At 57.7% G+C, this 14,724-nt stretch carries 16 protein-coding genes; 6 read left to right on the top strand and 10 right to left on the bottom strand.

The window, feature by feature from the left end; genetic code table 11:
* Positions 1-10: 10 nt before the first annotated feature.
* Entirely contained in the window at positions 11-1,012 is a 1,002-nt protein-coding gene (locus tag AC0TNJ_RS18660) for an ABC transporter permease (RefSeq protein ID WP_473772000.1), read from the bottom strand.
* A 21-nt stretch (positions 1,013-1,033) separates the two neighbouring features.
* On the bottom strand, positions 1,034-2,557 hold the full coding sequence (locus AC0TNJ_RS18655) for a sugar ABC transporter ATP-binding protein (RefSeq protein ID WP_473769284.1): 1,524 nt from the start codon (positions 2,555-2,557) through the stop codon (positions 1,034-1,036).
* Between the two features lie 153 nt (positions 2,558-2,710).
* Here AC0TNJ_RS18655 and AC0TNJ_RS18650 point away from each other — a divergent pair, with 153 nt between their 5' ends.
* The 5 genes from AC0TNJ_RS18650 (at position 2,711) to AC0TNJ_RS18630 (ending at position 6,877) form a co-directional block, all read left to right on the top strand.
* On the top strand, positions 2,711-2,899 hold the full coding sequence (locus AC0TNJ_RS18650; protein WP_473771999.1) for a hypothetical protein: 189 nt from the start codon (positions 2,711-2,713) through the stop codon (positions 2,897-2,899).
* A gap of 97 nt (positions 2,900-2,996) precedes the next feature.
* Positions 2,997-3,239 carry a hypothetical protein gene (locus AC0TNJ_RS18645; protein WP_235925425.1) on the top strand — a complete coding sequence of 81 codons (243 nt, stop codon included), beginning with the start codon at positions 2,997-2,999 and terminating at the stop codon, positions 3,237-3,239.
* A 151-nt stretch (positions 3,240-3,390) separates the two neighbouring features.
* A complete protein-coding gene (locus AC0TNJ_RS18640) occupies positions 3,391-4,101 on the top strand; it encodes a FadR/GntR family transcriptional regulator (protein WP_473771998.1) in 711 nt (236 codons plus the stop codon).
* Positions 4,102-4,454: 353 nt separating this feature from the next.
* The gene (locus AC0TNJ_RS18635; protein WP_473771997.1) at positions 4,455-5,924 is read left to right on the top strand and encodes an amino acid permease; all 1,470 of its coding nucleotides are present in this window, start codon (positions 4,455-4,457) and stop codon (positions 5,922-5,924) included.
* 14 nt (positions 5,925-5,938) lie between these two features.
* Complete coding sequence (locus AC0TNJ_RS18630) at positions 5,939-6,877, top strand: asparaginase (protein WP_473771996.1); 939 nt, start codon at positions 5,939-5,941, stop codon at positions 6,875-6,877.
* Positions 6,878-6,883: 6 nt separating this feature from the next.
* Here AC0TNJ_RS18630 and AC0TNJ_RS18625 read toward each other — a convergent pair whose 3' ends face one another.
* The 6 genes from AC0TNJ_RS18625 to AC0TNJ_RS18600 all read right to left on the bottom strand — a co-directional run bounded on the left by AC0TNJ_RS18625 (position 6,884) and on the right by AC0TNJ_RS18600 (position 11,431).
* The gene (locus AC0TNJ_RS18625; protein WP_473771995.1) at positions 6,884-7,666 is read right to left on the bottom strand and encodes an anti-sigma factor family protein; all 783 of its coding nucleotides are present in this window, start codon (positions 7,664-7,666) and stop codon (positions 6,884-6,886) included.
* Positions 7,663-8,214 carry a sigma-70 family RNA polymerase sigma factor gene (locus AC0TNJ_RS18620; protein WP_473771994.1) on the bottom strand — a complete coding sequence of 184 codons (552 nt, stop codon included), beginning with the start codon at positions 8,212-8,214 and terminating at the stop codon, positions 7,663-7,665. The genes AC0TNJ_RS18625 and AC0TNJ_RS18620 overlap by 4 nt, the downstream gene beginning before the upstream one ends.
* Entirely contained in the window at positions 8,186-8,566 is a 381-nt protein-coding gene (locus AC0TNJ_RS18615; RefSeq protein ID WP_473771993.1) for a COG4315 family predicted lipoprotein, read from the bottom strand. The genes AC0TNJ_RS18620 and AC0TNJ_RS18615 overlap by 29 nt, the downstream gene beginning before the upstream one ends.
* A gap of 98 nt (positions 8,567-8,664) precedes the next feature.
* A complete protein-coding gene (locus AC0TNJ_RS18610) occupies positions 8,665-9,321 on the bottom strand; it encodes a PIG-L deacetylase family protein (protein WP_473771992.1) in 657 nt (218 codons plus the stop codon).
* Positions 9,318-10,127, bottom strand: a complete 810-nt coding sequence (locus tag AC0TNJ_RS18605) for a sugar phosphate nucleotidyltransferase (protein ID WP_122002502.1) — start codon at positions 10,125-10,127, stop codon at positions 9,318-9,320. The genes AC0TNJ_RS18610 and AC0TNJ_RS18605 overlap by 4 nt, the downstream gene beginning before the upstream one ends.
* Before the next feature lie 2 nt (positions 10,128-10,129).
* On the bottom strand, positions 10,130-11,431 hold the full coding sequence (locus tag AC0TNJ_RS18600) for a class I SAM-dependent methyltransferase (protein ID WP_122002503.1): 1,302 nt from the start codon (positions 11,429-11,431) through the stop codon (positions 10,130-10,132).
* A 329-nt stretch (positions 11,432-11,760) separates the two neighbouring features.
* Between AC0TNJ_RS18600 and rfbC the strand changes: the two genes are divergently transcribed.
* The gene (gene rfbC / locus AC0TNJ_RS18595; RefSeq protein ID WP_473771991.1) at positions 11,761-12,285 is read left to right on the top strand and encodes a dTDP-4-dehydrorhamnose 3,5-epimerase; all 525 of its coding nucleotides are present in this window, start codon (positions 11,761-11,763) and stop codon (positions 12,283-12,285) included.
* Here the strand turns inward: rfbC and AC0TNJ_RS18590 are convergent.
* Together AC0TNJ_RS18590 and AC0TNJ_RS18585 are read right to left on the bottom strand one after the other, a co-directional pair.
* Complete coding sequence (locus AC0TNJ_RS18590) at positions 12,248-13,588, bottom strand: DUF4910 domain-containing protein (RefSeq protein ID WP_473771990.1); 1,341 nt, start codon at positions 13,586-13,588, stop codon at positions 12,248-12,250. The two genes, rfbC and AC0TNJ_RS18590, sit on opposite strands and share 38 nt — an antisense overlap.
* Positions 13,588-14,649 (bottom strand): NAD-dependent epimerase/dehydratase family protein, encoded by a 1,062-nt coding sequence (locus AC0TNJ_RS18585; RefSeq protein WP_473771989.1) that lies wholly within the window; start codon positions 14,647-14,649, stop codon positions 13,588-13,590. Before AC0TNJ_RS18585 ends, AC0TNJ_RS18590 begins: the two co-directional genes overlap by 1 nt.
* Positions 14,650-14,724: the final 75 nt, after the last annotated feature.

Here is a 14,724-nt window from a genome sequence, read left to right as displayed (position 1 = left end):
TCTCCAAAACCTATCTCCGCGCCAGCGAACGCTGCACCAGCATCGCGATAATGATAATCGCGCCCTGAATGGCTCCCAGCAGATATTCGCTGACGAAACTCGACAGCAGCATGATGTTTCCGATGATTTCCAGTATGAACGCGCCGCAGATCGTGCCCCATACGCGACCGACGCCGCCGCGCAGCGCCGTGCCGCCAACAACGACTGCCGTGATCGCCTGCAATTCCCACATCAGGCCTGTGGTGGCAGAAGTGGAACCAAGGCGCGGGACATAGAGGAGCACGGCGACAGCGACGCAAAGCCCTTGGATAACGAAAGCAATGGTGCGCACCTTCTTGACTGAAATGCCGGAATAGCGCGCCACGTCTTCGTTCGATCCTACCGCAATGACATGGCGGCCATAGCGTGTCCGATAAAGGACGAATGCCGCGAGCGCCGCCGTCACGAAAATCACGATAACCGGTATGGGCACTCCAAGCACGGAACCGAAATAGGCGGGACGATAAAGCGCCTGAATATCAGGATTGCGCAAGGTGATCGCGCCCCCCTGCGACAGCCATGTCGTGAGACCGCGATAGATACCCATTGTACCCAGCGTGGCGATAAATGGCTCAATGCCGCCAACTGTCGTTATGAGGCCGTTCAACAGGCCGCAGGCTGCACCGACGATCAGCGCCAGCATAACAGCGGCGATCAACATCATTACCGGATCGGCAATCACCCCGCTATTCATGAAAAGGATCATGATGCTGGCGACGAACGCCACCATCGCGCCCACCGACAGATCAAGCCCGCCGGATGAAATCACGTAAGTTGCGCCAAGCGCGATAATGGCGATGAATGCACTGCGCGTTGCGACATTGAGAAGATTGTCGATGCTGATGAAATTCGGGTTGGCAATTGTACCCAGAACAAGCAGCAGGGCAAGCGCCACAAAAGGCGCAATCGCCCGCAGATCCCAATCCTTGGACGTCCTCGGCATTCTGCTTTTATCGGTCGCAACCTGTGTCATCTATTTCCCACTTTATTGTTTTTATGCGGCGTTTTCAGCTTCAACGCCGGTTGCAAGCACGACGATATCATGTTCCGTCATGCGGTCACCGGATACCTCACCGGCAATCCGCCCTTCCCGCATCACGACGATGCGGTCGCAGATACCGATCAGTTCCGGCATTTCGGACGAAACGACGATGATCGATTTCCCCTCATCGGCCAGATTGGCGATGAACTGGTAGATTTGCTCCTTCGTGCCGACATCGATGCCGCGTGTCGGTTCATCAATGATGACGATGGACGGATCGAGCATCATCATCTTGGCGAGCAAGAGCTTCTGCTGGTTGCCGCCGGAAAGCTGGCCCGCAAGAATGTCCTTGCGACCAGTACGAATATCGAACTCGCGGATCGCGTCGTCGAGTGCGGTGCGTTCCCGGTCGCGATTGATCTGCAAACCGCTCACGAATTTCTTCAGCGAAGCAAGCGTCAGGTTGACGCCCAGGTCCTTGGTCAGCAGCAGCCCTTTGCCCTTCCGGTCCTCGCTGAGATAAACAATCCCCGCCTTCTGGCTTTCATGCGCGTTGCGGAAGTGAACCGGCTTTCCATTGTGGCGCGCATCGCCCTTGCCGGGCCGCAGGCCGACGATGCCCTCCATCAGTTCCGTACGGCCCGCGCCGACCAGACCGGCAAAACCAAGTATTTCGCCACGGTTCAGGTAAAAGCTCGCATTCTGCACGTAACCCGGCACGCTGAAGTTCTCGATTTCCAAAATGGCAGCGTTGTCATACTGGCTTGCGCGGTCAGGATAGAGTTTTGCGACATCGCGGCCAACCATCAGCCGCGCCATATCAGATGGCTGCAATTCCGAGGCCAGATGCGCGGAAACGAGCTTGCCGTCACGAAGCACGGTCACACGATCGGATATTTCCTTTACTTCCGGCAGGCGGTGCGAGATGTAGAGAACTGCAACGCCCTTCGCGCGAATGTCGCGAATGACTTTCAACAATGCTTCCGTCTCGAACGGCGTCAGCGAAGCAGTCGGCTCGTCGAAAATCACCACGCGATGCGGCACCAGCAGCACGCGGGCGATCTGAACGAGCTGGCGCTGCGCAATCGACAGGGAACCCACAACCGCATCGGGGTCGATATCGGCGCCAAGATCACGGATGGCCTTGCGCGCACCCTCTCGCATCGACTTGTCGTCGACGACCAAGCCCCGGTGAAGCTCACGGCCAAGATAGATGTTCTGTGCGACGGTCAGATCGGGGGCGAGCAGGATTTCCTGATGCACGAGCACGATGCCCTGCGCTTCGGCCTCAACCGGCCCCAAGAAGGACACCGGCTTGCCGTCGATGCGGATTTCTCCGCTCGTCGGGCGCTCATTGCCCGCCAGGAGTTTCATCAGCGTTGATTTTCCGGCACCGTTCTCGCCGATAATCGCATGGACTTCGCCGCCGAAAATGCGCAGGTCAATATTCTTCAGAACCTGAACAGGACCGAATGATTTGGATAGCGATACGGCTTCCAGCAACGCAGGCCTGCCATCTTTTTCAGGCCCACTCATAGGCAACCGCCCATGGCGAGCCGCTGCGTCTGACGCTTCCTGAGCACACTTTTTCCCGGTGTTTTCGCCGATATTTCTGGCTGCACGTGAACTCCTCCCAAAGCGTCACGATTAAAGATTAGCTTTCGTTTTGAGGTACGTAAAGCAAAATATATGCGTTCTCTCACATCATCCGTCTTTGGACATGCCTCGTCATTCTATCTGCTCGCCTATTATCTGGGTTCCAGCATCGCCCGTGCGGCAGGCGGCTATTTCTGGATTGCCGACGGATGGTCGGCGGTCGCCGAATTTACCTTCGTCATGCTCGCCCTCGCTTTTGCAGCGGCGTTCGGTGCAGCCTGACTGTCACGAGGGAAGTAAGGGGCAGGCAAAGAGATAAAATTTTATGGAACCATATCCTCCGCAGCGCGTTCATGCGGCTCGGAAGGAGAATAATTGCATGCAAATCGTCGATGCTCTGGTCAAAAGGTGCGGCACAGAAAATTCCTATCAGGTCGAATTCATCGGTGAAGATGGCGAAACTGTTTGCGTTTCCTTCCGCCACGATTCCGAGGAAGAATTGAGCCACCACGACGCCATTGCGAGCGCACTTGCAAAGATGGCGCCGCTCACGGCTTACGGTGCCGCGTTTATCAGCATCCTTTCGGCCAACAAGTTGAATACAGCAGCCACCGCTGCCTGATATTTTCCAGATATAAGCCCTGCGATCCAGCCGGACCGCAGGGCATTTTGCGTCCGCCTATCTCGCCTTTCAGAACCGGTTTGGGATTGATATCCTTCCGGAAATTGCCTAGCTGCTTGACAGGAGCGAGGCGATTGACGGAGGCTTGGACATGAGCGAACTGGCTGATTGGCTATCGGACACCCAACCGATCACACGCAAGAGCGCGGCGGAAGTCGTGTTCGACGATATTCGCTCGGCCATCACGTCTGGTCGTCTTGCCGTTGGAACCCGCCTGCCCTCCGAAGCCCAACTTGCTGGCCGTTTCGGTGTCAGTCGTCCCATCGTGCGCGAGGCGCTGCGGTCATTGCAGACGCTGGGCCTCACGCAGACCCGCACGGGCAGCGGCACCTATGTTCTCAATATATCCCCCGCGAGCGAGCTCAGTTACGGCGGTTACTCGGCCCGCGATCTGATCGAGGCGCGTCCTTTTATTGAAGTGCCTGCGGCGGGCTGGGCTGCGCTGCGGCGCAATGCCGGGCAACTCGCCCATCTACTTGAGCTTTGCGACAAGATGGATCGCCAGACGGACCCGCAGAAATGGGAACTGCTCGATTCAGAGTTTCACTGCGCCATTGCCGAAGCCTCCGGAAATGCGGTCTTCACCAAGATCGTGGCGGATGCCCGCGAGGCGCTGATCCAGCAGTCCGAGCTGGTCAACGTGATGTCGGGCCGACGCGAAGCGTCGAATGTCGAGCATCGCCGTATCGCGGAGGCCATCGAGGCCCAGTTGGAAGCTGAAGCCCGCGCCGCCATGGAAGCGCATCTGAGCAAGGTCCGGACAGCTGTAACGACGATCATCGGCAAGGATGAGATCAACTAGGGTCAGGACTACTAATTTTTCCACAGGACTGAAGCCTGCCATTCGCGCCGATCCTGACCGGAACGCCACTTTCGTGTCGTTTCAGCAAATGCCGATAAAGCTTTCTTCCCGCTGAATTTTTCGCCGCCGGTAGATTCTGTGCAGTACACACGAAGCTTGTGTGCTGGCGCGGAATACTTGACGCGCGTTCTGCGATATGCGTTAAAACCGCCCGCATAACCTGTCATGCAGCTTTACAGAATACCCACTCAATAGGGATGCATTCCATATCCATTGAATGACCGGCGGCGTGCCCTAATTTGCCTTTTACGCCGAACGGTCGCCTGTCGAAACAGCGCTCTCAGGGAGGAGCAATGCCGATCGAAACCATGAAGGCCGCGCCGGCCAAACGTGACGTATTCATTGAAGAAGATCGCGGCTATCACAAAGCCCTGAGGCCAAGGCAAATCCAGATGATCGCCATTGGCGGTGCAATCGGGACCGGGCTCTTTCTTGGCGCTGGTGGTCGTCTGGCTTTGGCAGGCCCGGCTCTGGTTTTCGTCTATGCCTTGTGCGGCTTCTTTGCGTTTCTGGTTCTGCGGGCCTTGGGCGAGCTTATCATGCATCGCCCCAGCTCCGGTTCCTTCGTCTCCTATGCCCGCGAGTTCTACGGCGAGAAGCTGGCTTTCGTGGCAGGCTGGATGTACTGGCTCAACTGGGCCATGACATCGGTCGCCGACGTGACGGCGGTCGCGCTCTACATGAATTTCTTCAAGCACTATGTGCCTTGGCTGCAAGGCATCGACCAATGGATATTCGCCCTGACGGCGCTTGTCATCGTTCTGGCGATGAACCTCATGTCGGTCAAAGTGTTCGGCGAACTGGAATTCTGGTTCAGTCTCGTCAAGGTCATCGCGCTCGTGACCTTCCTGATCGTCGGCATTTACTTTGTCGTTTCCGGCACACCAATCGACGGTCATCCAGCCGGATTCAGCATCATTACCGATAGCGGCGGCCTGTTCCCGAACGGCATATTGCCTGCCTTCGTCATCATACAGGGCGTGGTTTTCGCCTATGCATCCATCGAGTTGCTGGGCACCACGGCGGGCGAAACCGAAGACCCGCGCGAAGTCATGCCACGGGCAATCCGCACCGTGGTCTTCCGCCTGCTCGTCTTTTATGTGGGTTCGGTTCTGCTGCTTTCGCTGCTTCTTCCCTACACCGCCTATTCCGCTGGCGAGAGCCCGTTTGTGACCTTCTTCGGCAAGATCGGCGTCGAAGGGGCAGATATTATCATGAACCTTGTCGTGCTGACCGCGGTTCTGTCATCGCTGAATGCCGGGCTTTATTCCACCGGGCGCATCCTGCATTCCATGGCGGTATCCGGCTCCGCTCCGGCATCCCTGGCCAGGATGAACAGGAACGGCGTCCCCTATATGGGCATTGCAGTTACCGCCGTCGTCACCGTTATCGGCGTTATCCTCAATGCCGTCGTGCCTGCGGAAGCATTCGAAATCGCGCTCAATCTCTCCGCCCTCGGCATCATCACGGCATGGGGCGTCATCGTCCTTTGCCAGCTGAAACTGTGGCATCTTGCACGTCGCGGCGAGATGGCGCGACCGGATTTCCGCATGTTCGGCGCACCCTATACCGGCATCCTTACGCTCGCTTTCCTGCTCGGCGTGCTTGTCCTGATGGCGCTCGACTATCCGGTCGGCACCTTGACGATTGGTTCACTGGCGATCATCGGGCCTGCCCTCATCCTCGGCTGGTATCTGATGCGTGAGCGCATCCATCGACTTGCTGCCGAACGTGCTGTAGACGCCAGCATTCGGGGTAAGTGAGAGGATTCGGAATTATGTCGCCTGCAAAGCCTTCCATCATATTGATCGCCACTGGCGGCACCATCGCCAGCAAGCGTGGGGAAGACGGAGCAAGCACACCTGTCCTGTCCGGTGAGGACCTGCTGGAATTTGTGCCCGGCCTAGATGCAGACCTGCGTCCCGTCAATTTGATGGCGAAGGATTCCGCCTGCCTCACCCTGTCGGACATGCAGCGCATCAGCGATGCCGTCGATTCCGGCCTGAAGGATGGCGAAGTCGATGGCGTCGTCGTCCTGCACGGAACGGACGCAATGGAAGAAACCGCGTTGCTGGTGCATCTGCAACACCGCATCGGCAAGCCGGTGATCTTCACCGGCGCGCAGTTTACCGCCGATCATCCTCAGGCAGATGGGCCGGAAAACCTCGCCGCCGCCATTCGCCTCGCCTGCGATCCGGCCAATGCAGATAAAGGCGTGCTTGTCGCCTTTGGCGGGCGGGTCGTCCCTGCCTGGGGCGCATACAAGTTCAGCAGCGACAGCGCCGACGCCTTCCGGTCGGCCCGTCTGATCGAAACCCAGAGCCCGGTGCTGGCAGCTCCTGTCGGTGATCGGCGTATCGATACGATAGCCATCTATCCGGGTTGCGACGCCCTCCATATCGAAGCGAGCATAACAGCCGGCGCCAGCGGCATTGTGCTTGCGGCGCTCGGTTCGGGCAATGCCACGCCTTGCGTTGTCGAAGCGGTCCGTGAGTGTTCGCGCCGCGATATTCCGGTCGTGGTTTCAAGCCGCGTGCCGGAGGGATTGCTGGTCCCCGGCTATGGCGGCGGCGGCGGCGGATATGATCTCGCCGATGCGGGAGCCATCCACGCGCATACGCTTCGCCCCGGCCAAGCCCGCATTCTGCTCGCCGCGCTGATCGCCAACGGCAGTTCCTCAGATGCAATGGTCCGCGCTTTCAGCGACTATCGATAAAATGGTTCAGCTCGGAAACTGGCGGTAGCATTCTTCCGCCACTTGCCGCAGCCGCTCGCGTGATATTTCGCCGCTCACTGCATAACCCAGATCGTTGTCGATCCAGTAGAAGGTTTCGACACCGTCGCTCGAAGCGAACCGGAAGCTCGTATCGCGATTTTCCGCATTACGGCCGACAATCACCGAAAGGCGTTTTCCAGCCTCGTCCTCATACATGAAGAAAGCGCCCGCCTTGCCGCCGACCGGCAACAGACGCCCGCCGACAAGCTGGAAGCCAAGCGAGCGGAGATCGGGAACACGAAGATCGGCTATGTCGAGCCTTTTGCCGAGCCACGTCGCCAGATGCGCCTCTTCATTGGAAAACACCTCGACCGGATGCCGCACTTCGCTGGCATAGACAAGATAAGCCGCCTGAGCCTGCTCCGGCAGGGTTTGCATGCTGGCTAGCTGCGGGCCAGTATCCGCAAACAGGCGCGAACCAGCAAAGCCGCCCGCGCCACCGACCAACAAGGCAGCAAGAACAGCCGCGGCAACTGCTCCGCGATAGTTTCTTGACTGGCGACGGCCGACTGAATGGATCAATGCGGCATCGTTGTTCCTTGCTTCGGCATAACCGGAAAAGAGTTGCCTGATACCTTCATTCTGCCTGCGCCATTCCGCAACCAGCGCGGTCTGTTCGGGATCGTTCTCAAGAAATGCGGCAATGCGCGCATGTTCGTCTTCAGACAATTGCCCATCGACAAAACCATGCAGTTCCGCTTCGGTTATGGGAGAATTGCGTTCTTTCATCGGTTTCTCCGAAGCGTAACGATATTCGAGCCGCTCATATATTCTGTCAGGCGATGGCGTGCCCGCGACAGCCGCGACATAACCGTTCCGACTGGTATGCCCAGCATTTCCGCGGCCTCGCCATAGCTATAACCTTCGACCACAACAAGCATCAGCACCGCGCGGTTGTCTTCCGGCAGGGTGTTGATTGCCTCTTCAAGCTGCTGCAACTGGAACGGATCGGCTTCCGCCGCCGCGACACTGACATTTTCGGCAGCATCAAGCGTTTCATGCCGGGTTCTGGCCCGACTTTTATAGCTGTTGCGATAAAGGTTGGTCATCATCGTGAGTATCCACCCACGCAAATTGAGGCCGCGCCACTGGCCGCGTCGGGACAGCGCCTTCGCCACACAGTCCTGCAAGAGATCCTCGCCTTCGGCATCGGACTTCGCAAGACTGCGCGAATAGCGCCGCATGACCGGCAGGAGGGCCAGAAGCTGGCCCTCGAAAGTTTCGGGAGCGGGCTGGCTCACATCGGCCTCATGGCTTTGCGACGTGCCAGACTCCATTAACGCCGTCTCCAGTCACGTCGCCGGGCTTCTTGTCTTTTACCCAGTAATAGAGCGGCATTCCGTCTTTTGCCCATTGCTCGCTGCCATCCTTGCGCTTGACCAGCGTATATGCACCGGAAGCCTTGGCTCCCTTCATCGCCAGAAAGGGCGGCCAGTTTTTCGCACATTTATCATAGCAGTAGGATTCGTCCTTGCTATCCTTATCGAAAGTATAGAGCGTCATGTCCTTGGCGCCCGCCAGAACCTGTCCCTTCGAGCTTTCCATCGTCTTGACGGATGGCGCAGCCAGAGCGGCTGATGCCGCCACGGTTGCTATTGTCAGTACGGACATAAAACCAAGCGTTTTCATGATTTGCCTCACAAGGGTTCCAATCGCGACATGCGATATGGAGGTAAGACAATCCGCACCCACGATTTATTCCCGAAGCCGCAAATTTTTTGTAGCGTTTAGAACAGCCGCAGCTTGCGAGCATGAAAAGCCTCGGCATAAGCCTCGGGCGTACGGCACTCCATGCCGCGCAGCCGGCCAAGTCCGCGAAAGGTTTCCGCGTCGAACCAATCCTTGGAGCGCTGGGTGCCGAAGTGCTTCATCAACAGTTCGATCTTGCGATCCATGATCGTTGCTGGCAGTGCCGAATAGGCGTTGGGCTGTCCGAGATCGCCATCCCATTTCGGGATTTCATATTCAAGGATCACCTGATCGCGAAACAGGTTCCATGTCAGTTCATTGACGGTGCGGTGGTCCTGATGGGCATCGCCATGGCGATGGGTGAAGACCATATCCGGCTGTCCTCGCCCGCGCTGTTCGATCAGCCATTGCTTGATCTCACGACCCTGTGCCGGAAAATAACTGTCCTCGAAAGAGGCAAGATGGATGTTGAAACTGTCCGCCCCGCGCAGAAAATCGCGTGCGGAAGCTCCGGCCTCTGCCTGCCTTTCCTCGGTTCCCGACAGCACACACCATTCCACATGCAGCGGCGTGCCGTTCCCGATCAGGTTCAAAAGCGTGCCGCCGCAACCGATCTCGATATCGTCGGAATGCGCGCCCAGACAAAGCAGCTCTAGCGGACGCTTGGGATTTGCCAGCGAACGCAGGTCGATCATAGCGCTATCGCGATATTGGCCGCACGGCGTTCCGCCTTGTGTCTTTTCCAGGGCATATCGCCCTTTTCCACCATGTCCTCAAGCGTCTGCCAGTCGCGCAGCGTGTCCATGGAACGCCAGAAGCCCTCATATTTATAGGCCATCAACTGGTTTTCGGCGATCAGGCGACCGAAGGGCTCCAGCACCAGTTCCTCGCCTTCGCGCATATAGTCGAAGATTTCCTTGCGGAAGAGGAAATAGCCGCCATTGATCCAGATGTCCGATGTGTTCGACGTTCGGAAAGCCCGCACGTCGCCGCCTTCGGCAATATCGGCAAGGTGATAGGTCAGCGGCGGACGGACGGCCAGGAAACAGGCGATCTTGCCGCTGGCGCGGAAACGCTCAGTCATGTCATCAAGGTCGACATCGCTGAGGCCATCGCTGTAATTGGCGAGGAAGATATCCTCGTTCGCCACATGGGACCGGGCGCTCCACAGCCTCTCGCCGATATTGCGCCAGATGCCTGTATCGAGCAGCGTCACGCTCCAGTCGCGATCCACTTCCTCAAGCAGTTGCACATTGCGTCCCCCGTCGGAAACCACGCAATCCGCGAAGGTCTGCGGACGGATGGTCAGGAAGAAATCCTTCACGACATTGGCCTTGTAGCCGAGGCAGAGAACGAAGTCGTTGTGCCCGTAATCGCTGTAATATTCCATAACGTGATGCAGGATCGGCTGATGGCCAAGCGGGATCATCGGCTTCGGGATAGTCTCCGAATATTCGCGGATTCTGGTTCCAAGACCGCCGCAGAACAGTACGACTTTCATGATTACCGCTCCTCTGTGAGTAGTGCCGGATCAATCAACGTGACATGCGGAATGGGAATGATGAACTTCGCGCCCCATTCCACCACGTGCTGCATCTGCCTGATGATCTCGTCCTTGAAGTTCCATGGCAGGATGAGAATGTAATCGGGCCGGTATTTGTCGATTGCCGATACATCGTAGATCGGGATGTGCATGCCCGGCGTGAAGCGCCCATGCTTGTAGGGATTGCGGTCGACTGTGAAATCCAGAAAATCCGTGCCGATGCCGCAATAGTTCAACAGCGTGTTGCCCTTGCCCGGCGCGCCATAACCGCAGATGCGTTTTCCCGCATTCTTGGCCGCGATCAGGAAGGACAGAAGATCGCGCTTGGTGCGCCGCGTCTTTTCAGCAAACTGTTGATAGGTCGAAATCTCGTTGAGGCCGAAACTCTCCTCGCGCTTCAAAAGAGCGGCCACGCGCGGCCCTGCCTTCCGCTTGCTGCTATTATGGGCAAGATAGACCCGCAACGACCCGCCATGGGTCGGCAGTTCCTCCACGTCAATGACCTTGAGGTGATGGCGATGCGCCATGTAGCGGATTGTTAGCAATGAGAAATACGAGAAATGCTCGTGATAGATCGTATCGAACTGGTTCTGTTCGATCAGGTTGGCCAGATGCGGAAACTCCAGCGTGATCACGCCTTCCGGTTTCAGCAGCAGTTGCAGGCCGCGCACAAAGTCATTGAGATCAGGCACTTGCGCCAGAACGTTGTTGCCGATCAGGAGGTCGGCCTTGCGGCCTGCACCCACCAGTTCGGCGGCAAGCGTCGATCCGAAAAAATCCACGCGCGTCGGCACACCCTTGGCAATTGCGGTTTCCGCCACATTGGCCGCCGGTTCGATGCCGAGGATCGGGATGCCCTTCGGCAGAAAATGCTGCAACAGATAGCCGTCATTGCTGGCGATCTCGACCACGAAGCTGTTTTCGTTCAGCCCCAGCCGCTCGGTTATCTCATCACAATAGGTCTTCGCATGGCTGACCCAACTGGTCGCGAAGGATGAGAAATAGGCATATTCCGTGAAAATTTCGGCAGGCGAGAAATATTCCTTCAGCTGCACCAGATAACAATGGTCGCAGACAAGCGCATAGAGCGGGTAATAAGGCTCCATACGGTCGAGGCGATCCGCCGTGATGAAGCTCTCGCAGGGCGGTGACATGCCGAGATCGACGAAGGTGTGCTTGAGTAGTTTACCGCACAGGCGACAACCGGTTTGCTCTTGCGCCATGCTCGTGCTCCGCGAAAAATCCGGCGTCTGGATGGTCATACGTCATTCCTCGCCTTTTGAACCTGTACGGCCCGCCCCTTGTGGGATTGAACTCCGATCCGCGTCGGATAACCAAAACTACTAAGCGGCCTGAAAATTGCCGAGACTGTCATGGGGAGCGAGCCGCACATACGATCGGGCGCGACATTCACCGGACGGACTACGCGGCGTAAGCGTGCAATCTTCACCCAATGGCGGCGTGGGCGTAGACGCCTACCTCATTCGGACAACTTGGCCTCATCCGGAAGGCCATTCGGATGCATCGAAGAAGGTTCTATCGCGTGAGCGTCCTGCTGTCAGAATGCCGATATAGGCAATCGGGGCAAAACATGCGGTTTACTTCGCTCAACATCGACGGTGCCTGGTCTATCGAACCGGAAAGGCTGGAAGACGAACGCGGCTGGTTCGCGCGGGTTTATTGCGAGGCCGCATTCGCCGAGCGAAAGATGGAAACGCATTTTCCGCAGCACAGCCTGTCCTTCTCGCGTGAGGAAGGAACATTGCGCGGCCTTCATTATCAGAGCGAACCGCATTCGGAGACGAAGCTCGTCACCTGCCTGCAAGGGATAATCTGGGATGTTCTGGTCGATCTGCGCCCGCATTCGCCAACCTATCGGCGCTGGACCGGCCTGGAGCTATCCGCCGAAAACGGTTTGCAGCTTTATATCCCCGAAGGATGCGCGCATGGCTTCCAGACCCTGACGTCTGATGTGCTCGTGCGTTACATGATCTCAAAGCCCTATGCGCCTGATTATGCTGCGGGTTTGCGCTATGATGATCCGTCGCTTGGCATACCTTGGCCGAGCAGGCCGAGCGTCATTTCCGACAAGGATCTGGCGTGGCCGCTTCTTTGAGCAGCCCCGCATCACGAAGCCGGTCCGCGGCATCGGCAAGGATCGCGAAAGGCAGTTTCGCCCGCTCCGCCATATCGAGGATGGAGTGCTCGCCATCTGCCAAATTCAACACCCAAAGCAGCGCCATGGCATTTTGCGCAGCACTGCTGTCACCGCCCATGCTGCCATAAAGCCCGCGCCTTCCAAGCTGCGGTTCTCCCTTCGGCGATGTGCTGACTGGACGCCAGTTTCGTTCAGCAATTTCAATGGCCTGCATGAGCATATTGAAAGATTGATCGAGATATTCCGGCCTGATGAAATCGAGATTGTCCGCCGATGTATGATATTCAGGAAAGGCACCATAGAGGCTGCGCTGGAACATGCCGACTGGCAGGTTGAATCCCGGCGAACAGAACTGGCGTTCATCATACCCATAAGGCCAGAAATCATGCATTGCCGCACCGGTGCGCTCGGCAAGCACATGGCCCATGATACGATCGATCTCCGCATCGCCGCGACGACTGCGCTTGTAATTCGGCCCGCCTGCATCACCGACGCAAGACAGGACCAGCCCATGCCGGATCATCCCCAGATGCGCCTCGTTCTGTTGAAGCCACGCAAGCGCGCCGAAAGTCGCCGGACCAAATAGCAGGCGATAGGTCAAGCGCGTGCGCCGTGATTGCAGCACTTCACCGAGACGGGCCAGCAGCGCCAGCCCGGAGCAATTGTCGTTGGCGAGCGAGGGGTGGCAAAGATGGGCCGACAGAATGAACGTCTCGTCGCTTTCGCCTCGGCGAATGAACTCGCCGAAGGTCAGGAAGCCGTCGCGACGCTCCGCATCGATCACGACATCATAATCGCCCTCCGGCATCGACAGAAACGCATTATGCGCCATGCAGAAGCCCCAGCCCTCCGCGTGATAGCAAGTGCGGTAGGGAATGAGGTCCGGCTGATCGGGCAGCGTATGAATATGCTCCTTCAATGCGCTGAGCGTCATTCTTGTCCGCACGGGCACGCTGAAATTCACGACATGCAGCTTATGCCGTGCAAAATCGACAATACGATTGCCGCTCCTATCTGCGATATAGGCTTCGCGAATGATCCATTCCTGCGGCGCTTTCCAGTCATATAGCGGTGTGCCGGTTGGCACCTGATGGATCGTCAGCGGCAGATATTCCCCGATGACGGCAAGCGTTTCGCGCACCCCATCACCTGCCAGACTGCGGCACAGAGGATAAAGACGGGCGGCAAGATCATAGATCGCCTTTCCGTTCGAGGGCTGCGGAACGGCCCGTTCAGCGCCTCTAACCGCCCCGGTATCCATTACGCCGTCGCCCGCAGCGGTTGCGGCTGTTCATCAATCCGTCGCAGATCGGAATCAAGCACGCCTTCCGCTATCAGCTTGCGGATATGGGCGATGCGCTGGAAGCGCGGTCCCTCGAACTCTTCAAGCGTCAGGGTCGAGCGGCTATAGGCGGCGAGCAGTTCACGCGCACCCGCGACCGCGTCCCACTCCGGTTTGGCTTCCGGCAGCACCCGCGCCAGCTTTTCAAAACTGACGCGATAGGAGCGCGTGTCCGGCCCGGCATCATCCGCATAATCGATGCGGCAATCAGGAACATTCTCGGCAACGATGCTCGCAATGTCACGAATGCGGTAATTGTGCTCCGTCGAGCCGACATTGAAGGCCTCGTTCCAGACTTTTTCACGCGGGGCTTCCATGGCCGCCATGAAGGCGCGGGAAATATCGCGGATGTGGACGATAGGACGCCAGGGCGTACCGTCGGACTTGAGATAGATCAGCCCTTTCGTCACCGCCCAGGCAACCAGATTGTTGAGCACGATATCGAAACGCAGGAAGGGCGAAACGCCATAGGCCGTGGCAGGCCGCAGATAGACCGGACAGAAGCTTGCATCCGCCAGTTCCCGGATTTCCTGTTCTGCCCGCACCTTGGACCGGCCATAGGCCGTTACCGGTTTCAGTTCGCCGGTCTCATCGATCAGATCGGCATCGCTGATACCGTAATTGCTGCAGGATGAGGCGAACAGGAAACGCCCGACACCGGCCTGTTTCGCGGCCCTTGCCATGGCGACGCTTGCCCGGTGATTGATATCGTAGGTCAATTCCTCATTGAGATTGCCAAGCGGATCGTTGGAAAGCGCGGCAAGATGAATGACCGCGTCGAACCCCTCCAGATCACGCGGCGACACATCGCGCACATCCTTGCGGATGGTCGGCACATTCATTACCGCGCCGCCTTCCTGAAAAAGGCAATGTTCGTAAAGCCCAATGTCATAGCCGGACACGTCATGCCCCGCATTGATCAGGACCGGCACCATGACCGACCCGATATAGCCCTGATTGCCCGTAACCAATACCTTCATGTCCAGCTCCTCAAGCTTTGATAAATGTATGTTAGCGACGCAGCCCAGGAGCCGCGACTTGACCGAAGGCATGCC

This window comes from Ochrobactrum sp. PL_is483, assembly GCF_055816855.1.
Note: the sequence above shows the minus strand (reverse complement) of the source record. Positions and strands in the feature narration are given on the sequence as shown.